This window comes from Nocardioides sp. (assembly GCF_025965415.1).
Taxonomy (GTDB): Bacteria; Actinomycetota; Actinomycetes; order Propionibacteriales; family Nocardioidaceae; genus Nocardioides.
In genome coordinates this window covers 1-25,407 of sequence record NZ_JAOPWY010000069.1, presented here as the reverse complement: position 1 = coordinate 25,407, position 25,407 = coordinate 1, and the positions used below count along the sequence as shown (strand labels likewise).

Genomic DNA, 25,407 nt, shown 5'->3' with positions numbered 1-25,407 from the left:
CACCGAGGCCCCGTTCCACCAGAGGATTGCCACATGCCCACCTACCAGTACGCCTGCACCGAGTGCGGTCACGCGTTCGAGCAGTTCCAGAGCTTCAGCGAGGACGCGCTCACCGTGTGCCCCGTGTGCTCGGGCCGCCTCCGCAAGCTCTTCAACGCCGTCGGCGTGGTCTTCAAGGGCTCGGGCTTCTACCGCACCGACAGCCGCGCCGCCTCGTCGTCCTCGACGCCGGCCACCCCGTCGACGACCTCGAGCTCGACGTCCTCGTCCGACTCCTCCTCGAGCTCATCGTCGAGCTCCTCCTCGTCGGGCTCGTCCAGCTCCTCGTCCTCCTCGGACTGACCGCGGCCCTGTGGAGAGGCCGAGCGGCGCGCGGTCGTTCCGGCCTAGCGTCGCAGGATGCTCCCGGGACTCCCGCCGACCCGGCGTCGGCTGCGCGCCGTACGCCACCAGCTCCGGCGTCGTCGCCGGCTGATCGCCGCGGCGCTGGCGGCCGTCGCCACGCTGGCCGCGCTGCGCACCCTCGCGCCGCCACCCGCGGACACGGTGGAGGTGCTGGTCGCCGCACGCGACCTGGCCTCCGGCACCCGGCTGGGTGACGACGACCTGGTCGTCCGTGCCTACCCCCGCGAGCTCGCGCCGCCCGACGCGGCGACCGCGGCCGCCGGCCGGGTCCTCGCCGGCCCCATCGGACGGGGCGAGGTGCTCACCGACGTCCGCGTGGTGGGCCCGGCACTGGCGCTCGCGCAGCCCGACGAGACGGTCCTGCCGGTCCGGCTGCCGGACGCCGGGATGGCGAGGCTCCTGCGCGCGGGCGACGCGATCGACCTGGTCGCCACCGACCCGGGCACCGGCGTCACGACCGTCGTGGCGCGTGAGGTCACCGTCCTCGCCACGCCCACCGATGTGCCCGACGGACCGGCCGGCGGCGCCGGCGGGGCGCTGGTGGTCGTGGGGGCCTCCGCGGACGAGGCGGTCGACATCGCGTCCGCGGCGTTGTCGCAATACCTGACGGTGTCGTGGGACCGCTAGCGTGATCGCGCTCGCTCGATCCCGGCCCCTCTCGGGCCCAGTAGGAGGCACACCATGAGTGGTTTCAAGAACTTCATCCTGAAGGGCAACCTGATCGAGATCTCCACTGGTCTGATCATGGCGCTCGCGTTCGCCTCGGTGGTCACCACCTTCACCGAGTGGCTCACCGGCCTCCTGCCCGACACCAGCGCGGAGATCTTCTCGACCGCCCCGCAGAGCTTCGGCGCCTTCCTCAACGCGGTGGTCTCGTTCCTGATCATGGCGGCGGTCGTCTACTTCTTCATCGTCATGCCCTACACCAAGGCCAAGGAGCGCTTCTTCCCGGCCGACGCGGCGGGCACGCCCGCCGACGTCGCGGTGCTCGAGGAGATCCGCGACCTGCTCGCGGCCCGCGGCGGCACCGTCTGACCCAGCTGTCCTGACAACGGCCCGTCCCGGGAGGGGCGGGCCGTTCGTCGTGTCAGGGCGCGCGGATGCTCTCGACGTAGTCCGCATCAAAAAGCTCCACCTGGCCGTCCTTCAGGGAGCTCATTGATGCGGACTATCCCAGCGGGGGTCAGCCGTGGTGCGGCGGCACCTGGTCGCGGTACCAGTCGTCGCCCTTGCCCGAGCGATCCTCGCGGGCGTCGGTGTCGTCGCTGGTCTGCTCGGGTTCGGCGTCGCCGAAGGCCGCGGCCAGGCGCCGGCGGCGCTTCCACTCGGGCTCCTCGGGGGGAACGGAGGTACGTCGTGGGGTGCTCATGCGGGGTCCCCGCGGCGTTGTTCGGGGGAGCGGAGCGGAGGAGAAGAACGTCGTGGGGTGCTCATGCGCAGACGCCGAAGATCTGCTCCTCCGGCGGGGTCGTCGCCGGAGAGCTCGGGGTCTCGCTCGGGGACTCGCTGGGCGAGGCCGTGTCCGACGGGGTCTCGCTCGGGGTCTCGCTCGGGGTCTCGCTCGGGGTCTCCGACGGTGACTCGCTCGGGGTCTCGCTGCCGGGGGGCGTGCTCGGCGACGCGGTCTCCGTCGAGCTGGCCGGCGGCTCGGCACTGGTGGCGTTGCCCTTGAGCAGCCTCGCCGGGATCACCTCGTCGTTCTTGATCAGCTTCCAGATCTGCGTGGCCTCCGGTGTCCAGAAGACCTTGCCGCGGAACTCGGAGTCCGACGAGAAGTAGTCGGTCGGCAGCGTCACGAACTGGATCTTGTCGAGGCCGACGTTCTGCAGCTGGAGCGCGATCTTGCCGATGCGCGTCACGGAGTCGAGCTCGTCGTCGGTCGTCAAGGACTTGGTGGCGGCGTCGAGGAAGTTGACGACCTTGTCGAGGCGGGTGAGGGTGCCCGCCGACTTCACCTCGCGCACGAGCGCGCCGATGAACTCCTGCTGGCGGCGGATGCGCGAGATGTCGTTCTGCTGGATCCGCTCGCCGACGTAGCGGGCGCGGACGTAGTCCAGGGCCTCGTCGCCGGTGAGCAGCGACGGGTCTCCCTTGGGCACGAAGATGGCGTGGGCCGGGTCCTTGATGTCCTCGGGCACGCAGACCGGCACGCCCCCCACGGCGTCGACCATGTCGCCGAAGCCGTTGAAGTCCACGACCACGAAGTGGTCGACGAACACGTCGGCGTTCGCCTCGAGCTGGGCCATGGTGCAGACCGGTCCTCCCACCGTGTAGGCGGCGTTCCACATCACGTCGCTCACCGCCGCGGAGCCGCATCCGTCCTCGGGACGGTCGACGATCGAGTCGCGCGGGATCGAGACGGCGTACGCCCGCGAACGGTCGGCGGAGAGGTGCACGAGGATGGTGGTGTCGGACCCCCCACCGCCTGCCTCCGAGTCGATGTCGTTGCCCTCGCCCGAGCGCGTGTCGTCGCCCATCACCAGGATGTTGAGCGGCTCGCCGTTGCCCTTGTAGATCTTCTCGGGCCGGTCGTCGCCCAGCGCGTCGAGGGAGACGCCCTCGATGTTGCCGTCGAGGTGACGGATGAAGTAGATGGTGCCGAGCCCGGTGACCATCGCGAGCACGACGACGGTGATCAGGATGACCCGTCCGACGGTGTGCTTGCGGGCGGCCTTGCCCTTGCGCTTGGGCGCGCCGACGGGTGCCTCAGGGCGTGACTCATCGGACACGGGGCTCACCTTCGACACGGACGGACTTGCTGACCGAGACTGAACTTACTTGACTCCCGCAAGATTTGGCTCCTCCACCGTGCGGGCGCGAGCACGCGGCGGGACCCCATCGGTGCGACCCCGCGGACGTGGTCGTGGCAGGATGCTCCCGCCGTCAGAACCTCCCGGTGACGCGGCAACGCCCCAGTAGCTCAGTGGATAGAGCAGCCGCCTCCTAAGCGAAAGGTCGCAAGTTCGACTCTTGCCTGGGGCACCACCAGTCGTTCGTTCAGAGGGTCTCGAAGCGGATCCCGGCCGCCTGCAACCGCGCGAGGATCGCGTCGCCCATCGCCTGGGCCGGGGTCACCTGGCCGGCGGTCTCGGGGTTGTCGTCGAACGCCAGGCACAGCGCGGCCTCCGAGAGCATCTTCGCCGTCTCGCTGTAGCCCGGGTCGCCGCCGGAGACGCGCGTGCGGACGGTCTGCCCGCAGGCCTCGCCGACGAAGTCCACGGTGAACCAGGCCTTCTCGCGCTTGGCCTCGTCGGGGCCGGAGCCCTGCGGCACCTTGCCCTTGAGGAAGTCGCGCACCGGCTTGACCTGCGCGGCCACCGAGAGCAGCCCGACGCCGACCGCACCGCCCGCGGCGTACCGCAGGGTCTTGGTGCCGGCCCAGTGGGAGTAGCGGAACTTCGGGCCGTACGCCGGCAGCGCGGCGCCGCTGCGCGCGACGACGATCGGGTCGATGGTCGGCAGCGGGACCAGCCAGTAGCCGAGCACCGGGTCGCGGTGCGGCTTGCCGCTGACGGACCGCGACGACCGGCCCTCGGGCCGCACCTCGGCACGGCGGCGGGCGGCGTACGTCTTCTTCATCTGCCCCGCGCGAGCGAACTGGTCGAGGGCGGAGTGGAAGGTGCCGCCGGAGAACGTGCCTGCCGAGCGGACGACGCCCCGCAGGGTGATCGGCTGGTCCGACGGCAGCTGCTGCACGGTGTAGTAGGCGCCGAGGTCGTGCGGGATCGAGTCGAAGCCGCAGGCGTGGACGAGGCGGGCGCCGGTGCGCAGGGCGGTCTGGTGCTGGGCGAGGAAGGTCCGGTCGACGAACTCGGGCTCGCCGGTGAGGTCGAGGTAGTCGGTCCCGGCCTCGGCGCACGCGGCGACGAGCGGGCCGCCGTGCTCGAGGTAGGGGCCGATCGTGGTGACGACGACCCGCGTCCGACGGGCGATGTCGGCGAGCGCCGCGGGGTCGCTGGAGTCGGCGACGAGGACCTCCACGTCTGCCTCTCCTTGGCTGCCCAGCCGCTGGCGTACGGCCTCGAGCTTGTCGGCGTTGCGGCCGGCGATCGCCCATCGCAGGCCCGCCGGGGCATGGGCCGCGAGGTAGTCGGCGGTGAGACCGCCGGTGAACCCGGTGGCGCCGAACAGCACGATGTCGAAGTCCCGCTCGTGGGGAAGGGCGCTCATCGCGCCATCGTGTCACGCGGAACCGCGCCCCCTCCGGCCCCGTCCCACGACCATGGACCCGCGCCGGATCACCGCCACCCTCGCAGCCGCCACCACCCTGGCCGCCGCGGTCGGCGTGGGCTACGCCCTCGGCCACGACGAGGGCGCGCGCGACGTGCCGCCGTCCGCCCCGCCGATCGCGCTCGCCAACGCCGACCTGACCACCCCGAGCAGCTGCGAAGACCTGCTCGACTCCTACATCGAGCGGGCCCTCGATCAGGTCGGCCCGTATGGCTGGGGTTCGGGGATCGTCGCCTTCGACTCGATGGGCGGCGATGCCGAGGCGAGCTCTCCGAGCGCCGTCTCCGGTGCCGAGCGCTCGATCGCGAAGACGACCCGCAACACCAGCAACGAGTCGGGCACCAACGTCCAGGAGCTCGGTGTCGACGAGTCCGACGTCGTCAAGGTCTCCGGCTCGCTGCTGCTGCGGATGCGCGACGGCGAGCTGCTGGCGTACGACGTCTCGGGCGACGCGCCCGACCTGCTGTCCACGACCCGGCTGGACGACGCCCGCGGCAACGACTGGATCGGCGACCCGGGCGGTGAGCTGGTCTTCGTCGCCGGCCGCGCCGTCGTGCTGGGCTCGTCGTCCGACGGCCTGTCCACCACCGTGACCACCGTCGACCTCTCCGACCCGACCTCGCCGAGCATCGCCGACGCGACCACGATCCGGGGCCGCGCGTCCGCCGTCCGGCTGCACGGCGACGTGGTGCGGATCGTGCTCCAGAACGGCCTGCCCGAGCTCGACTTCTCCTACCCCGACGGCACCTTCGGCCAGATCCGCTCGCGGATGCGCAACCGCGCGCTGGTGCGCGAGACCACGCTGTCCGACTGGCTGCCGACGGTCGACGGCGAGCCGGTCGCCGACTGCGAGGACGTCGCGGTCCCCGACGACGACGTCGCGCTCGGCACCACCACTGTGCTCGCCTTCGACCCGGCCTCGCCCACGACCCGCTCGGCCACCGCGGTCGCGACCGACTCCGACACGTCCTACTTCTCGACCGACCGGTTCTACCTCGCCGCCAGCGGTCCGCAGTGGGGGTCCTGGGGCGACTGCATGGACTGCCGGTTCGCCCCGGTCGGCGACAGCGGCACCACCCCGATCTACGCCTTCGCGCTCGACGGGGCGGACGCGACGTACGTCGCCTCCGGCGAGGTCGAGGGCACGATCGCCGACCGCTGGTCGATGGACGCCGTCGGCGGATCGCTGCGGGTGGCTGTCGGACCGAGCAGCGAGACCGGCAACTTCAACTCGGTGCTCACCCTGCGCGAGGACGGCTCCGACCTGGTCGAGGACGGCCGCGTCGACGACCTCGGCGTCGACGAGCAGATCAAGGCGGTGCGCTGGTTCGACGACCTCGCGATCGTGGTGACCTTCCGCCAGACCGACCCGCTCTACGCCATCGACCTGACCGACCCCGCCGACCCACGGCTGATGGGCGAGCTGAAGATCCCGGGATTCTCCGAGTACCTTCACCCGCTCGGCGAGCACCGCCTGATCGGCGTCGGCCAGGACGCCTCCGCGCAGGGGATGACGCGCGGCGCGCAGGCCGCGCTCTTCGACGTCACCGACCTCACCGCCCCGCGGCAGCTCGCGGTGGTGCGCTACCCGAAGCAGAGCCAGGCGGGCGCGGGGCTCGACCCGCGGCAGTTCACCTGGCTGCCCGAGCAGCGGGTGGCCCTGACCGTCGTGTCCCAGGGCTGGACCGGCACCACGGGGTGGGTCTCGGTGCTGTCGCTCGACGACGGCTCGATGACCAACCGGATGGTCGAGGTCGAGCACGGCACCGACGTCGCCGACGTACGACTCGTGCCGCTGGCGTCGGGCCAGGTCGCGCTCGTGACCGGCGAGGACGTCTCGTTCTTCGCCCTGTGACCGGTCCGTTCGCCGCTCGACCAGCGGACGTTCGGCCGTCGGTTGAGCAGGCGCGCCAGCGCCGTGTCGAAACCACGGCCACCGACGTAATCTGACGGCATGTGCCGCAACATCCGCCCGCTGAACAACTTCGAGCCGCCGGCCACGCGGGACGAGGTCACCGCCGCCGCCCTGCAGTACGTCCGCAAGGTGGCCGGCACGACCAAGCCGTCGCAGGCCAACGAGGAGGTCTTCTACGCCGCGGTGAAGGAGATCGCCCACATCACCGAGCACCTGCTCGACGACCTGGTCACGACCGCTCCCCCGAAGAACCGCGAGGTCGAGGCCGACAAGGCCCGCGCCCGCGCCCAGCTGCGGTACGGCACGTGATCCTGGCCCCCTCCGAGCAGGTCGAGGCCGCCGTCGACCTGCTCGCCACCCGCCCTCTGGTCGTGCTCACCGGGGCCGGGCTCTCCACCGACTCGGGCATCCCGGACTACCGCGGGCCGGGGTCACCGGCGCGGGCACCGATGACCTACCAGGAGTTCGTCGCGAGCCCCGAGGCGCAGCAGCGCTACTGGGCGCGCAGCCACCTCGGCTGGCAGCGGATGGGCCGAGCCCTGCCCAACGACGGGCACCGCGCCCTCGCGGCCCTCGACCCGGCGCTGCTCATCACCCAGAACGTCGACGGCCTGCACGAGGCGGCCGGCTCGCGGCGGGTGGTGGCGCTGCACGGGCGCGTCGCGGACGTGATCTGCCTCGACTGCCGCACCACCTCGTCGCGCGCCGAGCTGGAGCGGGTGCTCGACGACCTCAACCCCGACTGGCTCGAGCGGCACGCGGCGGCGGGCGCCCGGCCCGACGGCGACGTCGACCTCGACGAGACCCACGACTTCGTGGTGCCGACCTGCGCGTGCGGCGGGCCGCTGAAGCCCGACGTGGTGTTCTTCGGCGAGAACGTCCCGGCCGAGCGGGTGGCGCGCTGCTACGCCGCGGTCGAGGCCCTCGGACCGGACGGTGCGCTGCTCGTCGCCGGGTCCTCGCTGACCGTGATGAGCGGCTTGCGGTTCGTGAAGCGGGCGGCCTCGGGCGGCACGCCGATCGTCATCGTCAACCGTGGGACGACCCGCGGCGACGCGCTGGCGACGTACGCCCTCGACGTCGGGTGCAGCGAGTTCCTGACCGCGCTGGTGTCGGCGTAGGGCTCAGCGCCGCACGAAGATGTGCTCGGCCGCCTCGACCACCAGCTCGGCGGTCTCGCCGCCGGACCCGATGAGGATGCCCTCCTCGGTGCGGGCGATGGTGACGGTCTTGCCGGGCAGGGCGCCGACGCGGCGCAGCAGGCCCATCAGCTCCTCGTCCTTCTGCATCTCCTCGGAGATCCGCTTCACGTGGACCATCTGGTCCTGCGGCTCCGCGGCCGCCGAGAGGGGCTCGACGTTGTCCATGAAGTCCTCGCCGCTCACGTCGCCGAGCTCGTCGAGGCCGGGGATCGGGTTGCCGTACGGCGACTCCGTGGGGTGGTCGAGCAGCTCGAGGAGCCGCCGCTCGACGGTCTCCGACATCACGTGCTCCCACCGGCAGGCCTCGGCGTGGACGAGCTCCCAGTCCAGGCCGATGACGTCGGTGAGCAGCCGCTCGGCGAGGCGGTGCTTGCGCATCACGCGGGTGGCGAGGCGCTGGCCCTCCTCGGTGAGCTCGAGGTGGCGGTCGCCCTGCACGGTCAGCAGTCCGTCGCGTTCCATCCGGGCCACGGTCTGCGACACCGTCGGGCCGGACTGGTGGAGCCGCTCGGCGATGCGGGCGCGCAACGGGACGATGTCCTCCTCCACGAGCTCGTAGATCGTGCGGAGGTACATCTCGGTGGTGTCGATCAGGTCACTCACGCAGGTCATTGTGTCCCATCCGGCAACTGCCGCCTCCCCGCGACCCGTGGCACAGTGGCAATGGTGAGCGAACTGATCGTGCCGCGACGCTTCTGCGGCCCTCCCGACACCGGCAACGGCGGCTGGACGGCCGGTGCCCTGGCCGCGCTCGACGACGCCGACTCCCCCGACAACCGGTGCGACAGCTGGCCTGCGATCGAGGTCTCGCTGCGCCGGCCCCCGCCCCTCGACACCGTGCTCCACGTGACCGAGGCGGACGGCGTGCTGACCGCAGCCGTCGGCGGGGTGACGATCGCCACCGCGCGGCGGGCCGAGCGCGACCTCGTCGAGGTCGACCCCGTCGCGCCCGACGTCGCCGCCGCCGCCGAGGCGTCGTACCCGGGACTCGACTTCCACCCGTTCCCCACCTGCTTCGCCTGTGGCACGGCGCGCGAGGAGGGCGACGGGCTGCGGATCTTCCCGGGGCGGACCGGCGCCGGGCCGGACGGCGACCGGGTGGCCGCGACCTGGACGCCGCACCCCAGCCTCCACGAGGACTGGCACGTGTACGTCGACGAGCACCCGCGGGCGTCGGTGGCCGCGACGTGGGCCGCCCTGGACTGCATCGGCGGCTGGGCGGGCGACCTCGCCGAGCGGCTGATGGTGCTCGGCCGGATGACCGCCCGCATCGACGACCTCCCGGTGATCGGAGAGCCCCACGTGGTCGTCGGGGAGGGTCGCGGGCAGGAGGGGCGCAAGACCTCCACCGCCTCGACCCTGTACGACGGCGACGGTCGCGTGGTCGCGACCGCAGAGCACACCTGGATCGCCGTCGACCCTGAGCTGTTCGGTGGCCGGACACCCCTCGCACGGAGTTGACCACCCCGTGGGGGATGTTGAGAAGATGGTCCGCATGACCAGTTTTAACGATCCAAAAACCGACTGGTGGCGGCACGCCGTCGTCTACCAGGTCTACGTGCGCAGCTTCGCCGACAGTGACGGCGACGGCATCGGCGACCTCCCCGGCATCACGTCGCGGCTGCCGCACCTGGCCGAGCTGGGCGTCGACGCGCTGTGGATCACGCCGTTCTACACCTCGCCGCAGCACGACCACGGCTACGACGTCGCCGACTACCGCGACGTCGACCCGCTGTTCGGCTCGCTGAGCGACGCGGACGCGCTGGTCGCCCGGGCCCACGAGCTCGACCTCCGCGTGGTCGTCGACCTGGTCCCCAACCACACCTCCGACGAGCACGAGTGGTTCCAGGCCGCGCTGGCCGCCGGCCCCGGCAGCCCCGAGCGCGCCCGCTACCTCTTCCGCGACAGCCCCGACGGCCCGCCCAACAACTGGAGCTCCGTCTTCGGCGGCCCGGCGTGGACACAGGTCGAGGACGGCCAGTGGTACCTCCACCTCTTCGACTCCAGCCAGCCCGACCTCGACTGGCGCAACCCCGAGGTCCCGGCGATGTTCGAGGACGTGCTGCGCTTCTGGCTCGACCGCGGCGTCGACGGCTTCCGTGTCGACGTGGCCCACGGCCTCTTCAAGGAGGCCAGCCTGCGCGACCAGGTCGTCGAGGAGGGCAAGGCACCCGTCTCGGGCCAGGTCAACACCGACCACTCGATGGTGTCGCGCGAGCTCAAGGACGAGCCGATGTGGGACCAGCCCGAGGTGCACGAGGTCTACCGCGCCTGGCACCGCGTCCTCGACGAGGCCGGTCCCGACCGGATGGCCGTCGCCGAGGCCTGGACCCAGACCCCCGAGTCCACGGTCGCCTTCATCCGCCCCGACGAGCTCGACCAGGCCTTCAACTTCGCCTGGCTCCTCGCCGACTGGTCCGCCGAGGCCTTCACCGAGGTCATCACCAGCACGCTCGCCGCGGTGGAGCCGGTCGGCGCCTCGCCGACGTGGGTGCTCAGCAACCACGACGTCGTACGCCACGTGACCCGCTACGGCGGCGGCGAGCGGGGCCTGGCCCGCGGTCGCGCCGCCACGTTGACGATGCTCGCGCTGCCCGGCTCTAGCTACCTCTACCAGGGCGAGGAGCTCGGCCTCGAGCAGGTCGACGTCGCCCCCGAGGACCGTCAGGACCCGTCGTACCTGCGCACCGGAGAGGTCGGCCGTGACGGCTGCCGCGTGCCGATCCCCTGGGGCGGCACCGAGGCGCCGTACGACTTCGGGCCGGGCGCGTCGCAGCCGTGGATCCCGCAGCCGGCCGACTGGGCGTCGCTGACGGTCGAGGCCCAGGCCGAGCAGGAGGACTCCACGCTGGCGTTCTACCGCGAGGCGCTGCGGGTCCGTCGCGACTTCGCGTGGACCGCCGGCGAGACGGTCGAGATGGTGGACGCCGGACCGGACGTCCTCGCCTTCCGCCGGGGGCCGCTGACCGTCGTGCTCAACTGCGGCGACGCGCCCGTCGAGCTGCCCGAGGGCGAGCTGCTGCTGGCCAGCGCCCCGGTCGACGGCAAGCTCCCGGCCGACACGGCGGTCTGGCTGCGCTGACGGCCCTGCCCGATAGTCCGCGTCAAAAAGCTCCTCTGGCACGTGGCCAGGGGAGCTTTTTGATGCGGACTATCCCGCAGGCGGGACGGAGACCGCCTGCGTCAGTCGTCGGACAGAGCCAGGTTGTACGTCGCCAACTGGCTCGCGAAGCCGGACAGCTCGGCGTCGCTCCAGCCGCTGAGCCGCTCGGCGAAGCGGTCGCTGCGACTGCGGCTCATCTCCTTGAGGCGCGTGCGGCCCTCGTCCGTCGCGTCGAGCAGGATGGCGCGCCGGTCCTCGGGGTCGGGCTGCCGCTCGACGAGGCCGAGGTCGACGAGCGCCTGCACCTGCCGGCTGACGCCGCCCTTGTCCATGCCGAAGGCGTCGGAGAGGTCGGCACCACGCATCGGGCCGTGGGTGGCCAGGTGGGCCAGGATGAAGTACGTCATCGGGTGGAGGTCGGGGTGCACCTCTCGGGCCCGCTCCCCCATCACCCGCTTGACGCGCCGGATCAGCGTGCCGACCTCCGACTCGATGCGGCGGAGGTCGTCGTTCCTCGTGCTCACCGCCGGGGCGGCTGGGGTGCTCACCGGGCTGCTCACTGCGGTGCTCATGCGTCCAGGGATCCTTCTGCCATGAGCTCATCATCCCGCTTGACGGACGTGCGCAGCGGCACCTCCTTGATGAAGAGCACGGCGATCAGCGCGCCGAGCGCGAACGGGAGCGCCACCAGGAAGATGTGACCGGTCGCGTCGCCGAAGGCGCTCTCGAAGATCGCGCGGATCGGGGCCGGCATGCCGGACACGTCGGGGATGCCGCCCGTGTCGTGGCCGACCTCGGACGCGAGCTCGGGGTGCGAGGTCAGCAGGACGCGCAGCCCCTTCTCGACCGCGTCGGCGACCTGGTGGGCCAGCACGGCACCCAGGGCGGCGATGCCGACCGAGCCGCCGAGCGAGCGGAAGAACGCGACGACCGAGGAGCCGGCACCCATGTCGGAGAGCGCGATGGTGTTCTGCACGGCGAGCACGAGGTTCTGCATGGTGGCGCCGAGGCCGAGGCCCAGGACGGCCATGAAGATGCCGGTCTGCCACAGCGGGGTGCCGGCGTCGATGGTCGAGAGCAGGGCGATGCCGGCGATGACGGCGACCATGCCGCCGACGAGCCAGCGCTTCCACAGGCCCGTGGCGCTGATGATCCGGCCGCTGACGATGCTGGAGACGAGCAGTCCGCCGACCATGCAGACCGACATCAGGCCGGCCTCGGTGGGGCTCATGTCCTTGGCGCGCTGGAAGTAGAGGCTGAGGTAGACCGTCGAGCCGAACATCGCGACACCGATCAGCACGGAGGCCACGGTGGCGAGCGTCAGGGTGCGGTCGCGGAAGAGGCGCAGCGGGATGACCGGGTCCTTGGCGACGTTGGCCTCGACGTGGACGGCCGCGCCGATGACGGCGACGGCGCCGACGACCAGCAGGGCGCTCGTCCAGGAGATCCACTCGAAGTTCTGGCCGCCGAGCGAGACCCAGATCAGCAGGATCGACACACCGCCGACCAGCAGGAAGGCGCCGAGGTAGTCGATGGAGACCTCGCGCTTGACGACGGGCAGGCGGAGCGTCTTCTGGAGGACGACGAACGCGAGGGCGGCGACCGGGAGACCGGCGAAGAAGCACCAGCGCCAGCCGACGGTGTCGACGAGGACGCCACCGACGAGCGGGCCGCTGACGGTCGCGAGCGCGAAGACCGCACCGATGTAGCCGCTGTAGCGACCGCGCTCACGGGGCGAGACCATCGTCGCGATGACGACCTGCACGAGCGCGGTCAGGCCGCCGACGCCGAGGCCCTGCACCACGCGGGCGCCGATCAGCACCTCCATCGAGGGCGCGAAGCCGGCGATGAGGGAGCCGATGGAGAAGATCACCAGGGCCGTCTGCACGAGCAGCTTCTTGTCGAAGAGGTCGGCGAACTTGCCCCAGATCGGGGTGGTGGCGGTCATCGCGAGCATCGTGGCCACGACGACCCAGGTGTAGCCGGTCTGGCTTCCCTCGAGGTCGTCGACGATGGTCGGCAGCGCGTTGCTGACGATCGTGCTCGAGAGCATCGCGACGAACATCGCGAGGAGGAGACCGCTGAGGGCTTCGAGCACCTCGCGGTGGGTCATCTGGCCGCTCTGCTCGGCGGGGATGGCGGGAGCCTGGGTCACTGCGTTCCTTCGATCGTGGTTGCGTTCCGCAATAGTTGTTGACCACAACCATATCCCCGGCGACGGCACACGCCAACCCGAGGGCGACGAGACCTGGGCCACATCCCGTGGTGCGCTCCGCTGCTGTCGGAGCGCGGACCCGCCGGACACTTGCGGTTGAGTCGCTCAGAGACTCAAGGCGTATCCCGGGCGTGTCGCGACCCGGATGTCCCCGCACGTGGCCTTGAGTCGCCCGGAGACTCACGGCGCAGTCCGGGCGTGTCGCGCTCCGCGCCGCCGCTCGGCGACCCGCGGTCGGCGTCGGGACGAGACGGTCGGGAGGGCCGGGAAATGCAGCGACCCGCAGGCCTGCTGCCCCTCGGAGAGGGGCCCCGGGGGATGACACCGGGAGCCTGCGGGTCGGGTGACTGCTGTGGTTTCGCCGGCAGCTGTCGGCGTAGCCGGGCTGCCTAGCGGGCAGCCACCTCACTCATCCGAAAAGAACTCATTCTCCGGATCACCTCCCTTCTGTGTGCGACCACCGTACGTCGGCGCCCGGGGTCGCTCAATGGGTTAACCGCGGCCGTCTCAGCCCACGGGCTCCTCGACCGGGGACTCGAACTGCGAGCGGTAGAGCCTGGCGTACGCCCCGTCGACCGCCAGCAGCTGCTCGTGCGAGCCCTGCTCGACGATCGAGCCGTCCTCCATCACCAGGATCAGGTCGGCGTCGCGGATCGTGGAGAGGCGGTGCGCGATCACGAACGACGTCCGGTCCGAGCGCAGCGCCGCCATCGCCTGCTGCAGCAGCAGCTCCGTGCGCGTGTCGACCGACGACGTCGCCTCGTCGAGGATGAGCAGCGCCGGGTCGGACAGGAACGCGCGGGCGATGGTCACCAGCTGGCGCTCACCGGCCGACAGGTTGGAGCCGTCCTCGTCGATGACCGTGTCGTAGCCGTCGGGCAGGGAGTGCACGAAGCGGTCCACGAAGGTCGCGCGCGCCGCGTCGAGGATCTGTTCCTCGCTCGCGTCGGGCCGGCCGTAGGCGATGTTGTCGCGGATGGTCCCGGCGAAGAGCCAGGTGTCCTGCAGCACCATCCCGATCCGGCTGCGCAGCACGCCGCGCGGGATCGAGGCGATGTCGACGTCGTCGATGAGGATCCGCCCCGCCTGCGGGTCGTAGAAGCGCATCACCAGGTTGACCATGGTGGTCTTGCCGGCGCCGGTCGGGCCGACGATCGCGACCGTGCTGCCCGGCTGCGCCACCAGCGAGAGGCCCTGGATCAGCGGCCGCTCGGGGTCGTAGGAGAAGGACACGTCCTCGAAGCGCACCTCGCCGTGCGCGTCCGCCGCGGCGGCGGAGCGACCGTTCTCCTCCTCGACCTCCTCCTCGGCGTCGAGCAGCTCGAAGACCCGCTCCGCCGACGCGACGCCGGACTGCAGGAGGTTCAGCATCGAGGCGACCTGCGTCAGCGGCTGGGTGAACTGGCGGGAGTACTGGATGAAGGCCTGCACGTCACCGAGCGACATCGTGCCGCTGGCGACCCGGAGCCCGCCGAGCACCGCGATGACGACGTAGTTGAGGTTCCCGACGAACATCATGATCGGCATGATCAGCCCGCTGACGAACTGGGCGCCGTACGACGCCTCGTAGAGCTCGTCGTTCTGCTCGGCGAACACCCGCTCGGACTCGCCCTGGCGACCGAAGACCTTGACGATCGAGTGGCCGGAGAAGGTCTCCTCGATGTGGGCGTTGAGCGTGCCGGTGCGACGCCACTGTTGGATGAACATCCCCTGCGAGCGCTTCATCACCGCGCCGGTGACGAACATCGAGATCGGCACGGACACCAGCGCGACCAGCGCCAGCAACGGGGAGATCCAGAACATCATCCCGAGCACCGCGAAGACCGTGAGCAGCGAGGTGAGCATCTGGCTCATGGTCTGCTGGAGCGTCTGGCTGATGTTGTCGATGTCGTTGGTGACGCGGCTCAGGAGCTCGCCACGAGGCTGCTTGTCGAAGTAGCCCAGGGGCAGCCGGTGGACCTTGTCCTCCACCTCGGAGCGCATCCGCAGCACGGTGCCCTGGACGACGTCGTTGAGCAGGTAGCCGCCGAGCCACGCCAGCAGCGACGCCGCGACGTAGATCGCGAGGACCAGCATCAGGACCTCGGAGACCGCGGAGAAGTCGACCCCGTCGGTGAGCTTCATCGACTCGAGCATGTCGGCCTGCCGGGTCTCGCCCTGCGCGCGCAGCGCCTCGATCGCCTGCTCCTGCGTGGCCCCCGAGCCGAGCACGTCCTTGCCGATCAGGCCGGCGAAGATCAGGTCGGTGGCGCGGCCCAGGATCTTGGGCCCGACGGCGGTGGCGATCACGCTGACCACGGTCAGCGCGACGACGGCGTACGCCTTGTGGCGCTCGGGGCGCAGCCGCGCGAGCAGCCGCCTGAGCGAGGGCCAGAAGGTGTCGGCCTTCTGGCCGATCATGCCGCCGCCCATCGGGCCGCGACCGGGCCCGCCGGGTCCGGACTGGACCCGCTCGGTCTCCTTCAGCGTGCCGGGGGTGGCAGCAGGACCTCCCGAGGACTCGGGGTCCCCGCGGCGTTGTTCGGGGGAGCGCAGCGGAGGAGACGAACGTCGTGGGGTGAGGTTCATGCCACTTCCTCCGCGGTCAGCTGGGACTCGACGATCTCGCGGTAGGTCGCGCAGTCCTCGAGCAGCTCGTCGTGGGTGCCGGTGCCGACGACGGCGCCGTCCTCCATCACCACGATCCGGTCGGCGTGCCGGATGGTCGCGACGCGTTGCGCCACGATCACCACCGTCGCGTCGCGGGTCACCGGCCTCAGCGCGGCCCGCAGGCGTGCGTCGGTGGTGAGGTCGAGGGCGGAGAAGGAGTCGTCGAAGAGGTAGATGTCGGGCTGGCGGATGATCGCGCGGGCGATCGCCATCCGCTGGCGCTGCCCGCCGCTCAGGCTGGAGCCGCCCTGGGCGATCTCGGCCTGAAGACGGTCGGGCATCGCCTCCACGAAGTCCTTGGCCTGGGCGATCTCGAGGGCCGTCCACATCTCGTCCTCGGTGGCGTCGGGCTTGCCGTAGCGCAGGTTGTCGGCGACGGTCCCGCGGAAGAGGAAGGCCTTCTGCGGCACCAGCCCCAGGCGGGACCACAGGGTCTCCGGCTCGAGGTCGCGCACGTCGATCCCGCCGACGCGCACGGTGCCGCCCGTGGCGTCGAAGAGGCGCGGCACGAGGTTGACCAGGGTCGACTTGCCCGCGCCCGTCGAGCCGACGATGGCCACCGTCTCCCCCGGAGCGGCCCGCAATCTGACCTCGCGCAGCACCGGCTCGTCGGCCCCGGGATAGGCGAAGGTGACGGCGTCGAGCTCGAGCGTCAGCCGCTCGGGCAGGTCGGTGACCGGGTCGGTCGAGGGCACCACGGAGGACTCGGTGCCGAGCACCTCGGTGATCCGGTCGGCACAGACCGCGGCGCGGGGCACCATCATCAGCATGAACATCGCCATCATCACCGACATGACGATCTGCATCAGGTAGGAGATGTACGCCGTCAGGGCCCCGACCTGCATGTGACCGTCCTCGACCCGGTGCCCGCCGAACCACAGCACGCCGACGGTCGCCACGTTGGCGACGATCATCACCGTCGGGAACATCGCGGCCTGCCACCGGCCGGCCCGGATGGCGACGTCGGTGAGCTGCTCGTTGGCGCCGCGGAAGCGCTCGGTCTCGTGCTCCTCCCGCACGAAGGCACGCACCACGCGCACGCCCGTGATCTGCTCGCGCAGCAGCCGGTTGACCTCGTCGATCCGCTCCTGCATGAGACGGAAGTTGGGCACCATCTGGCGCACGATCAGGCCGATCGACAGGCCCAGCACCGGCACCACGGCCAGCACCAGCCACGACAGGCCGACGTCCTCGCGCGCCGCCATGATGATGCCGCCGACCATCATGATCGGCGCCGACACCAGCAGCGTGCCGGCCATCAGCACCAGCATCTGCACCTGCTGCACGTCGTTGGTCTCGCGCGTGATCAGCGAGGGCGCGCCGAAGTGCTGCACCTCGCGGGCGGAGAAGGCCCCGACGCGGTGGAAGATCGCGGCGCGCAGGTCGCGCCCGAAGCCCATCGCGTTGCGGGCCGAGAACCACACCGCGATGACGGAGCAGATGATCTGCACCAGTGAGACGGCGAGCATCAGGCCGCCGTGGCGCACGATGTAGCCGGTGTCGCCGGTGACCACGCCCTTGTCGATGATGTCGGCGTTGAGGCTGGGCAGGTAGAGCGCTGCCATGGTGCCGACGAACTGCAGTGCCACCACCGCGCCCAGCGGGGCGGCGTACGGCCTGAGGTAGGTGCGGACGAGTCGGAGCAGCATCACGAATCCTTCTTCAGCACGCCGTCGAGGAGCGTTCCGACGATCTCGACGGGCGTGAGGATGTGCCCGTCGCTGATGTGGGGATGGGTTCCGGAGAAGGTGAGCATCCGGAGCATGTGGACGAGCTGGACCGGGGTGCAGGTCAGCCGGTCGGAGTCGGCCTCGACCACGGCGACCATGACCTTCTCGGCGCGGCGGCGACCGTCCTCGATGTGGCGGTGTGCCTTGGGGGGACCGACCATGCCCATCGCGGTCATCAGCAGGAAGATCCCGCGGAAGCGGTCCTGCAGGTGGGTGCAGAGGTCGATCAGCCGCGCCCGGAGGTCCTGGTCGAGGTCGATCGACTCGAGGTCGGCGAAGAACGGCTCCATGTCGAGGGCCTGCTCGACCGCCGCGGTGACCAGGTCGTCCTTGGAGTCGAAGACGCGGAAGATCGTGCCTTCCGCCACGCCCGCGGCGTCGGCGATCTGCTTGGTCGTGACCGACCGGCCGTGCTCGTGGAGCAGCGGGATGGTCGCCTCGACCAGCGCCTGGCGGCGGTCGTCGGGTGTCATGGGGCGGGCGCGGGGCACCCGGCGAGTGTAAGTGAGTGAGCACTCACTCACAACCCTCTTTTCACTACCGTGCTCCCGTGCCCGCGAGGCGGGGGCCCCAGGTCGTCGCGACCCTGCTCGTCCTCGGGCTGCCCTACGGCGCGAGCCGCTCCACGACCCAGCCCGCGCCCTCGCGCCGGTAGACCAGCCGGTCGTGCATCCGGCTCGGCCGGCCCTGCCAGAACTCCAGGACCTCCGGCACCACGAGGTAGCCGCCCCAGTGCGGCGGCACCGGCACCTCGCCGTCACGGTCCTCGCGGCCGAAGCGCTCCTCGACGGCGGCGTACGACGCCGCGAGCGCCGCGCGCGAGCCCACCCGTCGCGACTGGTCGGACGCCCACGCCCCCAGCTGGGCGCCGCGCGGGCGGGAGTGGAAGTAGGCCTCCACCCGCGCCGCGTCGAGCACCTCGGCGACGCCCTCGACGCGCACCTGGCGCTCGAGGGGGTGCCACGGGAAGAGCAGCGCACACCGGGGGTTGGCCGCGAGCTCGTCGCCCTTGCGCGAGCCGTGGTTGGTGAAGAAGACGAAGCCGTCCGCCCCGACGCCCTTCAGCAGGACCATCCGGCTCGACGGACGGCCGTCCGGCGTTGCGGTCGCGAGCACCATCGCGTTGGGCTCGTGGACGCCGGCATCGACCGTCTGGGCGAGCCAGCTCTCGAACATCGTGATCGGGTCGTCGGACAGGTCCGGGAGGTCGAGTCCCCCGCGGCCGTACTCCTCGCGCAGTCCCGACAGCTCCATGGCGCCGAGGGTAACCCCGCCGCCCCCCCTCCCGGCCAGGGTGCACAATGAGCCGTCTCGTGACGGTTCCCCGGGACATCCGCGCACGAAGGAGTGACTCATGACCGAGATCCACCACGGCCTCGAGGGTGTCGTCGCGTTCGAGACGCAGATCGCCGAGCCCGACAAGGAGGGTTCGGCGCTGCGCTACCGCGGTGTCGACATCGAGGACCTCGTCGGTCGCGTGCCCTTCGAGAACGTCTGGGGCCTCCTGGTCGACGGCTCCTACACCCCCGGTCTGCCTCCCGCGGAGCCCTACAACATCGCCATCCACACCGGCGACGTGCGCGCCGACGTGCAGGCCAGCGTCGCCATGCTCGCGCCGATGCTCGGCATGGGCCAGACCTACGACATCTCCGACGAGCAGGCGCGCCTCGACCTCTCCCGCGTCGCGGTCATGGTGCTGTCGTACGCCGCCCAGTCCGCGCGCGGACTCGGCAAGCCGGTCGTCCCCCAGGCCGAGGTCGACCAGGGGAAGACGCTCGCCGAGAGGTTCCTGATCCGCTGGCACGGCGAGGCCAACCCGCAGCACGCCCACGCCATCGACGCCTACTGGTCGAGTGCCGCCGAGCACGGGATGAACGCCTCCACCTTCACAGCGCGCGTCATCACGTCCACCGGCGCCGACGTCGCGGCCGCCTTCTCCGGGGCGATCGGCGCGATGTCCGGTCCCCTGCACGGCGGCGCCCCGTCGCGCGTGCTCGGCATGATCGAGGAGGTCGAGAGGCGCGACGGCGACGCCGCGTCGTACGTCAAGGAGCTGCTCGACAGCGGCGAGCGCCTGATGGGCTTCGGCCACCGCGTCTACCGTGCCGAGGACCCCCGGGCCCGCGTGCTGCGCCGCACCGCCAAGGAGCTCGACGCACCCCGCTACGAGGTGGCGGAGGCGCTGGAGAAGGCCGCGCTGGCCGAGCTCAAGGAACGCCGTCCCGACCGCGTGCTGGAGACCAACGTCGAGTTCTGGGCCGCGATCGTCCTCGACTTCGCCGAGGTGCCGGCGCCGATGTTCACCTCGATGTTCACCTGCGCCCGCACGGGCGGCTGGTCGGCACACATCCTCGAGCAGAAGACCACCGGCCGGCTGATCCGGCCGTCGGCCGTCTACGCCGGCCCGAGCACGCGCCCGGCCAGCGACGTCGAGGGTTGGAACGAGGCCTGGGGCGCCTGAGCCTCAGCCGGTGACGGGCGTCGGCTGGGCGACGTACCAGGACGTCGCGCCGCGCGCGCCCTGGCGGGTCAACGAGATGTGCATGTGGTCGCGGTGTCGCAGCGTCGGCGAGCAGGCGCGCTTGGTGCGGCAGCCCGAGCTGAGGTAGCGCTTGGCGACGAACCCGTCGTACGACGCGTACATCGTGTCGTTCCAGATGACGTACATGATGCCCATGCGGCGGGCCAGCGCGTGGGGCTCGCCCAGGTCGTCGGGGGCGAGGATCTCGTCGAGGAGCGCCGCGGCGAGCGCCTTGTCGGTGTCGCTGCGCGCGTCGAGGAGCCAGTCGAAGGCGCGTGACTCCTTGTGCTCGCTGGTGCTCGACCCAGCACACGGCCGGCTGATCGGACCGTAGCCGCCACCGCGCGCGACGAGCCAGTCGGCCAGCACCAGGACACCGGCCTTCGGCTTCTGCCTGCAGGTCTGCTGCGGCTGGTAGCCGGCGTAGGGCTCGACCGGCATCAGGTAGGGCGCGGACGAGGTGACGGTGCCGCGCAGGTCGTCGGCCGAGGCCGCCCCCGCGCCACCGAGCAGGCAGGCGAGGAGCACCGAGCCCAGCGCGACGACACGTCCGAACGCTCGCATGGCGACGCCCCACCCTTCCCTCAGATCACATGTGGCTCAGTGACCGTAGGGGGCCCCAGGAGTCGCCGTCCGCGGATCGCGCGAACACCATCGCTGTAGTTCGCTGCGCGGGCTCCGGGGGTCGTCAGGGAGCGTCGAGGGAGCAGGCGGGGGTGCCGCCCGGGAGCCGCGACCGGTTGGCCGCGACCCAGTGGTAGGCGCGGCGCGCGACCGCGTCGACGCCGGGCGCCGTCATCGCGCGACCCGCGAGGCGCCACGGCAGCGGCCCGGTGCGGAGGATCGCGGCGAAGGCGCGGTGGCCGTAGTCGACGCGACCGTCCGGGTGGACGTAGGGCATCTCCACGACGGCGCGCTCCGCGTCGACGCCGAGCGCGGCGAGATCGACCGACTGGAGGGTGGTGCGGTCGATGTCCACCCCGAGCCTGGGGACGAGCGCAGCGGTGCGCATGCAGAAGCCGCAGTCGCCGTCGTTGAGCATCAGTCCGCGGTCCACGGGGCAAGGCTACGTCGCGGGACCCCAGCCGGTCGTGTCGATGCGGCGACCGAAGCAGCGGCTCAGCTCGGACCCGCAGTAGTAGCCGAAGCCGGGGATCGGCTCGTAGCCCGACGCGGTGTAGAGCGCGATGGCCTCGGGTTGCTTCATCCCCGTCTCGAGCACCAGCGCCTCGATCCCGGCCTCGCCGGCCGTGGCCTCGAGGTGGGCGAGCATGCGGCGGGCGAGGCCGCGGCGCTGCGCGGCCGGCACGACGTACATCCGCTTGACCTCGGCGGTGACCTCGGCGCCGAGCGCCCGCACGGAGCTGCGCCGCCAGGCGCCGGTCGCCACAGGGGTGTCGTCGAGGTAGGCGACGAAGAACTGGCCCAGCGGGTCCTCGAAGTCGGCCGGGTCGATCGGCGACTCGTCCTGCCCGCCGTAGCGCACGACGTACTCCGCCTGCACGGCCTCGATCAGGGCCTGCGCGTCCGGGTGCGTGATGGGGACCCGCTCGATGCGCGGGTCGGTCGACTCAGGCAAGCGACTGTCCGCATCCGTCGCAGAACCTCGCGTCGCCGTCGTTGCGCGTGCCGCACTGGCGGCAGAAGGGGCCGCTGGCGGTGACGTAGGTGAGCGAGTCCTTGACCACCGGCATCGTCTCGCCCGCGACGTACGACGTGCCCGCGCGCAGCCAACCGACCTGGGCCGCGGCGAGGCCGAAGACGATGCAGAAGCTGCCGGCGCCGATGCTGAGGATCGGACCGAAGCCGCCGTCCATGGCCATGGACTGCGCGTCGGCGGCAAAGCCCGAGATCCCGCGGACGAGGAGCACGACGCCCACCACGAGCAGGACCACGGCGGCCACGCGTGCGGTGGTGCGGACCGTGGTCTGACGCCGCAACCCCGGCGTCCCGTCGGTGTTCATGCCGTGTCCCCCGTCGTGAGATGTGCGCGCGCGGGTGACACAATAGGGCCCGCTGACAGCGTCGTCAGGACCACCGTTCCCGTTCCACGTGAGGTTCCTCCATGACTGACGCCCTCAAGATCCCCGCCGAGCTCCTCCCGGCCGATGGCCGCTTCGGCGCGGGTCCGTCCAAGATCCAGACCGGCCACCTCGACGCGCTCGCCGCGACCGGCGACCAGCTGATGGGCACCTCCCACCGCCAGGCCCCGGTGAAGAAGACCGTCGGCCGGGTCCGCGAGGGCATCGCCGCGCTCTTCGACCTGCCCGAGGGCTACGAGGTCGTCCTCGGCAACGGCGGCGCGACCGCCTTCTGGGACATCGCCTGCTTCGGCCTGATCCGCGAGAAGAGCCAGCACCTCGCCTTCGGCGAGTTCTCCTCCAAGTTCGCCACCTCGGCGAAGAAGGCGCCGTGGCTGGCCGACCCCACCGTCATCTCGAGCGACCCGGGCTCGCGTCCCGACGCGGTCGCCGAGGAGGGCGTGGACGCCTACGCCTGGGCGCACAACGAGACCTCCACCGCGGTGATGGCGCCCGTACGACGTCCCGCGGACGTGGCCGACGACGCGCTGGTGCTGGTCGACGCGACCTCCGGCGCCGGCGGCCTGCCCGTCGACCTCCACCACGTCGACGCCTACTACTTCGCCCCGCAGAAGTGCTTCGCCTCCGACGGCGGCCTGTGGATCGCCCTCATGTCGCCGCGCGCCCTGGCCCGGGCCGAGGAGATCGCGGCGAGCGAGCGCTACATCCCGCCGTTCTTCGACCTGCCGACCGCGATCGACAACTCCTCGAAGAACCAGACCTACAACACCCCGTCGGTGGCCACGCTCTTCCTGATGGCCGAGCAGCTGGACTGGATGAACGGCCAGGGTGGGCTCTCGGCGATGGTCGAGCGGACCACCGCCTCCTCCGACGCGCTCTACGGCTGGGCCGAGCGGACTGCCTACACCACGCCGTACGTCGTCGAGCCCGCCGACCGCTCGCTCGTCATCGGCACGATCGACTTCGACGACTCCATCGACGCGGCCCGGATCGCGGCGATCCTGCGGGCCAACGGCGTGGTCGACACCGAGCCCTACCGCAAGCTCGGCCGCAACCAGCTGCGCATCGCGATGTACCCCGCGATCGACCCGTCGGACGTCGAGAAGCTGACGACCGCGATCGACTACGTCGTCGAGAGGCTCTGAGGCCGCTCAGCCCGCCAGGAGCTTGAGCACCGCGCGCTCGAGCGCGGCCTGGCGGGCGTCGGCGGTCTCGTAGGACGCCTTCACCTTGATCGTCCGGCCCCGCTCGTAGGCCTCGACCACCCGCGGGTCGACGTACGCCGTGCGCGCCAGCGTCGGGGTGTTGCCGAGGAACTCCGAGACCTCCTTCATCGTGCTGGAGACCGCGCGCTTGCGCGACGCCTTGGTCTCCCCCGGCTCGTCGGTCTCGGCGAGCGCCGCGGCCGCGATGACGGTGGCGTGCCAGGTGCGGAAGTCCTTGGCCGTGGCCTCGATGCCCGTGCAGGCGCGGATGTAGTCGTTGACCTCGCCCGACCCCAGACCGCGCCACGAGCGGCCGTCCTTCCAGGCCAGCAGCTGGTCACCGCCGCCGCGCCGCCGGCGCATCACGTCGAGCGACTCGATGGCCGCCTTGTCGTCGATGTCGATGCAGTGCTCGACGCCGGACTTGCCGACGAAGCAGAACCGCAGGCCCCGGGGGTGCCGCGAGACGTGCTCCTTGCGCAGGGTGGTCAGGCCGAAGGAGCCGTTGGTGTCGGTGTAGACGTCGTTGCCGATCCGGAAGTAGCCCAGGTCGAGGAGCCGTACGGCGACCGCGCAGGCGCGCTCGAGCGTCATCCCCTCGGTGCCCATGTCGGTGAGCACCCGCTCGCGGGCCCTGGACAGCGCCTTGCCGAACACGAGGATCCGGTCGAACTTCGCGGCGTCCCGGCTCGCACGCCACTGTGGGTGGTAGAGGTACTGCCGCCGCCCGGCGTCGTCGGTGCCGACGGCCTGCAGGTGGCCGTTGGGGTGGGGAGTGATCCACACGTCCTGCCACGCGGGCGGGATCACCAGGTCCTTGCAGCGCTGCACCTGCTCGGCGTCGAGGCGCTCGCCGTGCTCGTCGAGGTAGGTGAACCCCTTGCCGGAGCGCCGTCGGGTCCAGCCCGGCTGGTCGGGGAACGTTCGCCGCAGTCGGGGCATGCGGCGAACCTACGTCGGGGAGACGCCCGCGGCGGACACCCGCAGGGAGGAGAACCGCGCGCTGCTCAGGGCTCGCCCGAGCCGCGTCGCAGGATGCGCCGGGCGAGCTCGGCCTGCCCGGCGGTGAGCCGGTGCTCGGGCACGCGGACGGGGTCGGCGCCCTCGACGGTGAACGTGTAGATGTACATGTCGGGGTGCGGCGTCGCGTCGGCGGCGGCATCGACCGACGACAGCCCGGCGTCGGCGACCAGGCCGCGCAGGTCGGGCTGCTCGGGGTCGTCGAGGTCGACCTCGGCCGACTCCGTGCGCCCGATGAAGCCCCCGCTGCGCTCGACCCGCAGCCGCACGGCCGTGCCCGCCTCCGGCACGGGCGCGCCCGTGGCGGTGGCCGGCTCGACGCCGACCTGCACCCAGGCGTCGCGCACGACGTCGGCGTGCTCCCCCGCGGCGGCAACCGTCGCGGCGGCGAAGGCCGCGAAGTCGGCATCAGCGGTGACGTCTCCCCCGACGAGGGCGTCGTACCAGATCCGGCCGGCGCCCTCGATCGCCACTCCGCCGACGGCCACCGCGGCGAGCTGGAAGGCCTTGTTGGGGATCCCAGAGTTGAGGTGGACCCCACCGTTGTCGGCCGTGGTCTCGACGTAGTCGTCCATGTGGCCCACCTGCGGGTCGGCGCCGAGCTCGGGGTCGTCGTACGCCGTCCCCGGGGCGGCCATGTCGCGCAGCGCCCTCGCCCGGACGGACGGCGTGAAGATGCCCTCCCCGATGAGCCAGTCGCCCTCGCCCGCCTCCTGGCCGAGCAGCCGCTGCTTGAGGCAGGAGGCGAAGACGTCGGCGACCGACTCGTTGAGCGCGCCCGACTGGTCGCGGTAGACGAGCGCGGCGGAGTGCTCGACGACGGCGTGGGAGAACTCGTGGGCCAGCACGTCGACCGGCTTGGTGAAGCGCTCGAAGACCCGGCCGTCTCCGTCGCCGAAGACGAGCTGGGTGCCGTCCCAGAAGGCGTTGTTGTAGGCCGACCCGTAGTGGACGGTCAGGCTGACCGGGGCCCCGGCGTCGTCGTGGGAGTCGCGATGGAGGACCTCGGCGAACATCGCGAGCGTGGCCTCGATCCCCGCGCCCGCCTCGTCGACCGCGACGTCGCCGGACGGGGGGTCGCCGGCCGAGCGGACCGGGGCGCCGGGGAGGCTCGTGGTCGAGCCGGCGTCGTGCACGGTCCAGGCCGCGACACCGGCGGCCGCCGCAGGA

At 71.6% G+C, this 25,407-nt stretch carries 26 protein-coding genes and 1 tRNA gene; 11 read left to right on the top strand and 16 right to left on the bottom strand.

Annotated elements, in window-relative coordinates; translation table 11 throughout:
• The first annotated feature begins 33 nt into the window (after nucleotides 1–33).
• From JWN97_RS07675 to JWN97_RS07665, 3 genes are read left to right on the top strand one after another with little or no spacing between them, the layout of a single operon-like run.
• A complete protein-coding gene (locus JWN97_RS07675) occupies nucleotides 34–342 on the top strand; it encodes an FmdB family zinc ribbon protein (protein ID WP_297620895.1) in 309 nt (102 codons plus the stop codon).
• A 57-nt stretch (nucleotides 343–399) separates the two neighbouring features.
• On the top strand, nucleotides 400–1,032 hold the full coding sequence (locus JWN97_RS07670; protein WP_297620892.1) for an SAF domain-containing protein: 633 nt from the start codon (nucleotides 400–402) through the stop codon (nucleotides 1,030–1,032).
• A 54-nt stretch (nucleotides 1,033–1,086) separates the two neighbouring features.
• Nucleotides 1,087–1,440: an MscL family protein gene (locus JWN97_RS07665; RefSeq protein WP_297620889.1), complete on the top strand. Its 354-nt coding sequence runs from the start codon at nucleotides 1,087–1,089 to the stop codon at nucleotides 1,438–1,440.
• 148 nt (nucleotides 1,441–1,588) lie between these two features.
• Here JWN97_RS07665 and JWN97_RS07660 read toward each other — a convergent pair whose 3' ends face one another.
• Both JWN97_RS07660 and JWN97_RS07655 read right to left on the bottom strand, forming a co-directional pair.
• Nucleotides 1,589–1,774, bottom strand: a complete 186-nt coding sequence (locus JWN97_RS07660) for a hypothetical protein (protein ID WP_297620886.1) — start codon at nucleotides 1,772–1,774, stop codon at nucleotides 1,589–1,591.
• Between the two features lie 61 nt (nucleotides 1,775–1,835).
• Nucleotides 1,836–3,134, bottom strand: coding sequence for an LCP family protein (locus JWN97_RS07655; RefSeq protein WP_297620883.1), 1,299 nt, complete (start codon nucleotides 3,132–3,134; stop codon nucleotides 1,836–1,838).
• A gap of 180 nt (nucleotides 3,135–3,314) precedes the next feature.
• On the opposite strand from JWN97_RS07655, the gene JWN97_RS07650 reads away from it, so the two are divergent.
• Nucleotides 3,315–3,390 (top strand) — tRNA-Arg (locus tag JWN97_RS07650).
• A gap of 12 nt (nucleotides 3,391–3,402) precedes the next feature.
• Here the strand turns inward: JWN97_RS07650 and JWN97_RS07645 are convergent.
• A complete protein-coding gene (locus JWN97_RS07645) occupies nucleotides 3,403–4,575 on the bottom strand; it encodes a saccharopine dehydrogenase NADP-binding domain-containing protein (protein WP_297620880.1) in 1,173 nt (390 codons plus the stop codon).
• Nucleotides 4,576–4,627: 52 nt separating this feature from the next.
• Between JWN97_RS07645 and JWN97_RS07640 the strand changes: the two genes are divergently transcribed.
• The 3 genes from JWN97_RS07640 (at nucleotide 4,628) to JWN97_RS07630 (ending at nucleotide 7,671) form a co-directional block, all read left to right on the top strand.
• Complete coding sequence (locus tag JWN97_RS07640; RefSeq protein ID WP_297620877.1) at nucleotides 4,628–6,490, top strand: beta-propeller domain-containing protein; 1,863 nt, start codon at nucleotides 4,628–4,630, stop codon at nucleotides 6,488–6,490.
• 99 nt (nucleotides 6,491–6,589) lie between these two features.
• A complete protein-coding gene (locus tag JWN97_RS07635) occupies nucleotides 6,590–6,859 on the top strand; it encodes a DUF2277 domain-containing protein (RefSeq protein WP_209951038.1) in 270 nt (89 codons plus the stop codon).
• Complete coding sequence (locus JWN97_RS07630) at nucleotides 6,856–7,671, top strand: Sir2 family NAD-dependent protein deacetylase (RefSeq protein WP_297620869.1); 816 nt, start codon at nucleotides 6,856–6,858, stop codon at nucleotides 7,669–7,671. Before JWN97_RS07635 ends, JWN97_RS07630 begins: the two co-directional genes overlap by 4 nt.
• 3 nt (nucleotides 7,672–7,674) lie before the next feature.
• Here the strand turns inward: JWN97_RS07630 and JWN97_RS07625 are convergent, their stop codons facing one another.
• Entirely contained in the window at nucleotides 7,675–8,355 is a 681-nt protein-coding gene (locus JWN97_RS07625) for a metal-dependent transcriptional regulator (protein ID WP_297620866.1), read from the bottom strand.
• A 63-nt stretch (nucleotides 8,356–8,418) separates the two neighbouring features.
• Between JWN97_RS07625 and JWN97_RS07620 the strand changes: the two genes are divergently transcribed.
• Nucleotides 8,419–9,213, top strand: coding sequence for a hypothetical protein (locus JWN97_RS07620; protein ID WP_297620863.1), 795 nt, complete (start codon nucleotides 8,419–8,421; stop codon nucleotides 9,211–9,213).
• Between the two features lie 25 nt (nucleotides 9,214–9,238).
• Complete coding sequence (locus JWN97_RS07615; protein WP_297620860.1) at nucleotides 9,239–10,834, top strand: glycoside hydrolase family 13 protein; 1,596 nt, start codon at nucleotides 9,239–9,241, stop codon at nucleotides 10,832–10,834.
• A gap of 101 nt (nucleotides 10,835–10,935) precedes the next feature.
• On the opposite strand, the gene JWN97_RS07610 is transcribed toward JWN97_RS07615, so the two are convergent.
• The 6 genes from JWN97_RS07610 to pdxH all read right to left on the bottom strand — a co-directional run bounded on the left by JWN97_RS07610 (nucleotide 10,936) and on the right by pdxH (nucleotide 18,703).
• On the bottom strand, nucleotides 10,936–11,427 hold the full coding sequence (locus JWN97_RS07610) for a MarR family transcriptional regulator (protein ID WP_297620857.1): 492 nt from the start codon (nucleotides 11,425–11,427) through the stop codon (nucleotides 10,936–10,938).
• Nucleotides 11,424–13,010 (bottom strand): MDR family MFS transporter, encoded by a 1,587-nt coding sequence (locus tag JWN97_RS07605; RefSeq protein WP_363321263.1) that lies wholly within the window; start codon nucleotides 13,008–13,010, stop codon nucleotides 11,424–11,426. The genes JWN97_RS07610 and JWN97_RS07605 overlap by 4 nt, the downstream gene beginning before the upstream one ends.
• Nucleotides 13,011–13,577: 567 nt before the next feature.
• Nucleotides 13,578–15,482 (bottom strand): ABC transporter ATP-binding protein, encoded by a 1,905-nt coding sequence (locus tag JWN97_RS07600; protein WP_297620930.1) that lies wholly within the window; start codon nucleotides 15,480–15,482, stop codon nucleotides 13,578–13,580.
• A gap of 152 nt (nucleotides 15,483–15,634) precedes the next feature.
• Complete coding sequence (locus JWN97_RS07595) at nucleotides 15,635–17,368, bottom strand: ABC transporter ATP-binding protein (RefSeq protein ID WP_297620854.1); 1,734 nt, start codon at nucleotides 17,366–17,368, stop codon at nucleotides 15,635–15,637.
• The gene (locus JWN97_RS07590; RefSeq protein WP_297620851.1) at nucleotides 17,368–17,940 is read right to left on the bottom strand and encodes a TetR/AcrR family transcriptional regulator; all 573 of its coding nucleotides are present in this window, start codon (nucleotides 17,938–17,940) and stop codon (nucleotides 17,368–17,370) included. The genes JWN97_RS07595 and JWN97_RS07590 overlap by 1 nt, the downstream gene beginning before the upstream one ends.
• Nucleotides 17,941–18,055: 115 nt before the next feature.
• Nucleotides 18,056–18,703, bottom strand: coding sequence for a pyridoxamine 5'-phosphate oxidase (gene pdxH / locus JWN97_RS07585; RefSeq protein ID WP_297620848.1), 648 nt, complete (start codon nucleotides 18,701–18,703; stop codon nucleotides 18,056–18,058).
• Nucleotides 18,704–18,803: 100 nt separating this feature from the next.
• On the opposite strand from pdxH, the gene JWN97_RS07580 reads away from it, so the two are divergent.
• The gene (locus tag JWN97_RS07580) at nucleotides 18,804–19,910 is read left to right on the top strand and encodes a citrate synthase 2 (protein ID WP_297620846.1); all 1,107 of its coding nucleotides are present in this window, start codon (nucleotides 18,804–18,806) and stop codon (nucleotides 19,908–19,910) included.
• Between the two features lie 3 nt (nucleotides 19,911–19,913).
• Here JWN97_RS07580 and JWN97_RS07575 read toward each other — a convergent pair whose 3' ends face one another.
• The 4 genes from JWN97_RS07575 to JWN97_RS07560 form a co-directional block, all read right to left on the bottom strand.
• Complete coding sequence (locus tag JWN97_RS07575; RefSeq protein WP_297620844.1) at nucleotides 19,914–20,534, bottom strand: hypothetical protein; 621 nt, start codon at nucleotides 20,532–20,534, stop codon at nucleotides 19,914–19,916.
• Between the two features lie 124 nt (nucleotides 20,535–20,658).
• Nucleotides 20,659–21,027 (bottom strand): DCC1-like thiol-disulfide oxidoreductase family protein, encoded by a 369-nt coding sequence (locus JWN97_RS07570; RefSeq protein WP_297620841.1) that lies wholly within the window; start codon nucleotides 21,025–21,027, stop codon nucleotides 20,659–20,661.
• Nucleotides 21,028–21,036: 9 nt separating this feature from the next.
• Nucleotides 21,037–21,549 carry a GNAT family N-acetyltransferase gene (locus JWN97_RS07565; RefSeq protein WP_297620838.1) on the bottom strand — a complete coding sequence of 171 codons (513 nt, stop codon included), beginning with the start codon at nucleotides 21,547–21,549 and terminating at the stop codon, nucleotides 21,037–21,039.
• Entirely contained in the window at nucleotides 21,542–21,934 is a 393-nt protein-coding gene (locus JWN97_RS07560; RefSeq protein WP_297620835.1) for a zinc ribbon domain-containing protein, read from the bottom strand. Before JWN97_RS07560 ends, JWN97_RS07565 begins: the two co-directional genes overlap by 8 nt.
• Before the next feature lie 101 nt (nucleotides 21,935–22,035).
• Between JWN97_RS07560 and serC the strand changes: the two genes are divergently transcribed.
• Nucleotides 22,036–23,157 (top strand): phosphoserine transaminase, encoded by a 1,122-nt coding sequence (gene serC / locus JWN97_RS07555; RefSeq protein WP_297620831.1) that lies wholly within the window; start codon nucleotides 22,036–22,038, stop codon nucleotides 23,155–23,157.
• A 6-nt stretch (nucleotides 23,158–23,163) separates the two neighbouring features.
• Here the strand turns inward: serC and JWN97_RS07550 are convergent, their stop codons facing one another.
• Together JWN97_RS07550 and JWN97_RS07545 are read right to left on the bottom strand one after the other, a co-directional pair.
• Complete coding sequence (locus JWN97_RS07550) at nucleotides 23,164–24,159, bottom strand: DNA topoisomerase IB (RefSeq protein WP_297620828.1); 996 nt, start codon at nucleotides 24,157–24,159, stop codon at nucleotides 23,164–23,166.
• A gap of 65 nt (nucleotides 24,160–24,224) precedes the next feature.
• The coding region (locus JWN97_RS07545; protein WP_297620825.1) for a protealysin inhibitor emfourin at nucleotides 24,225–25,407 on the bottom strand (1,183 nt) is incomplete at its 5' end.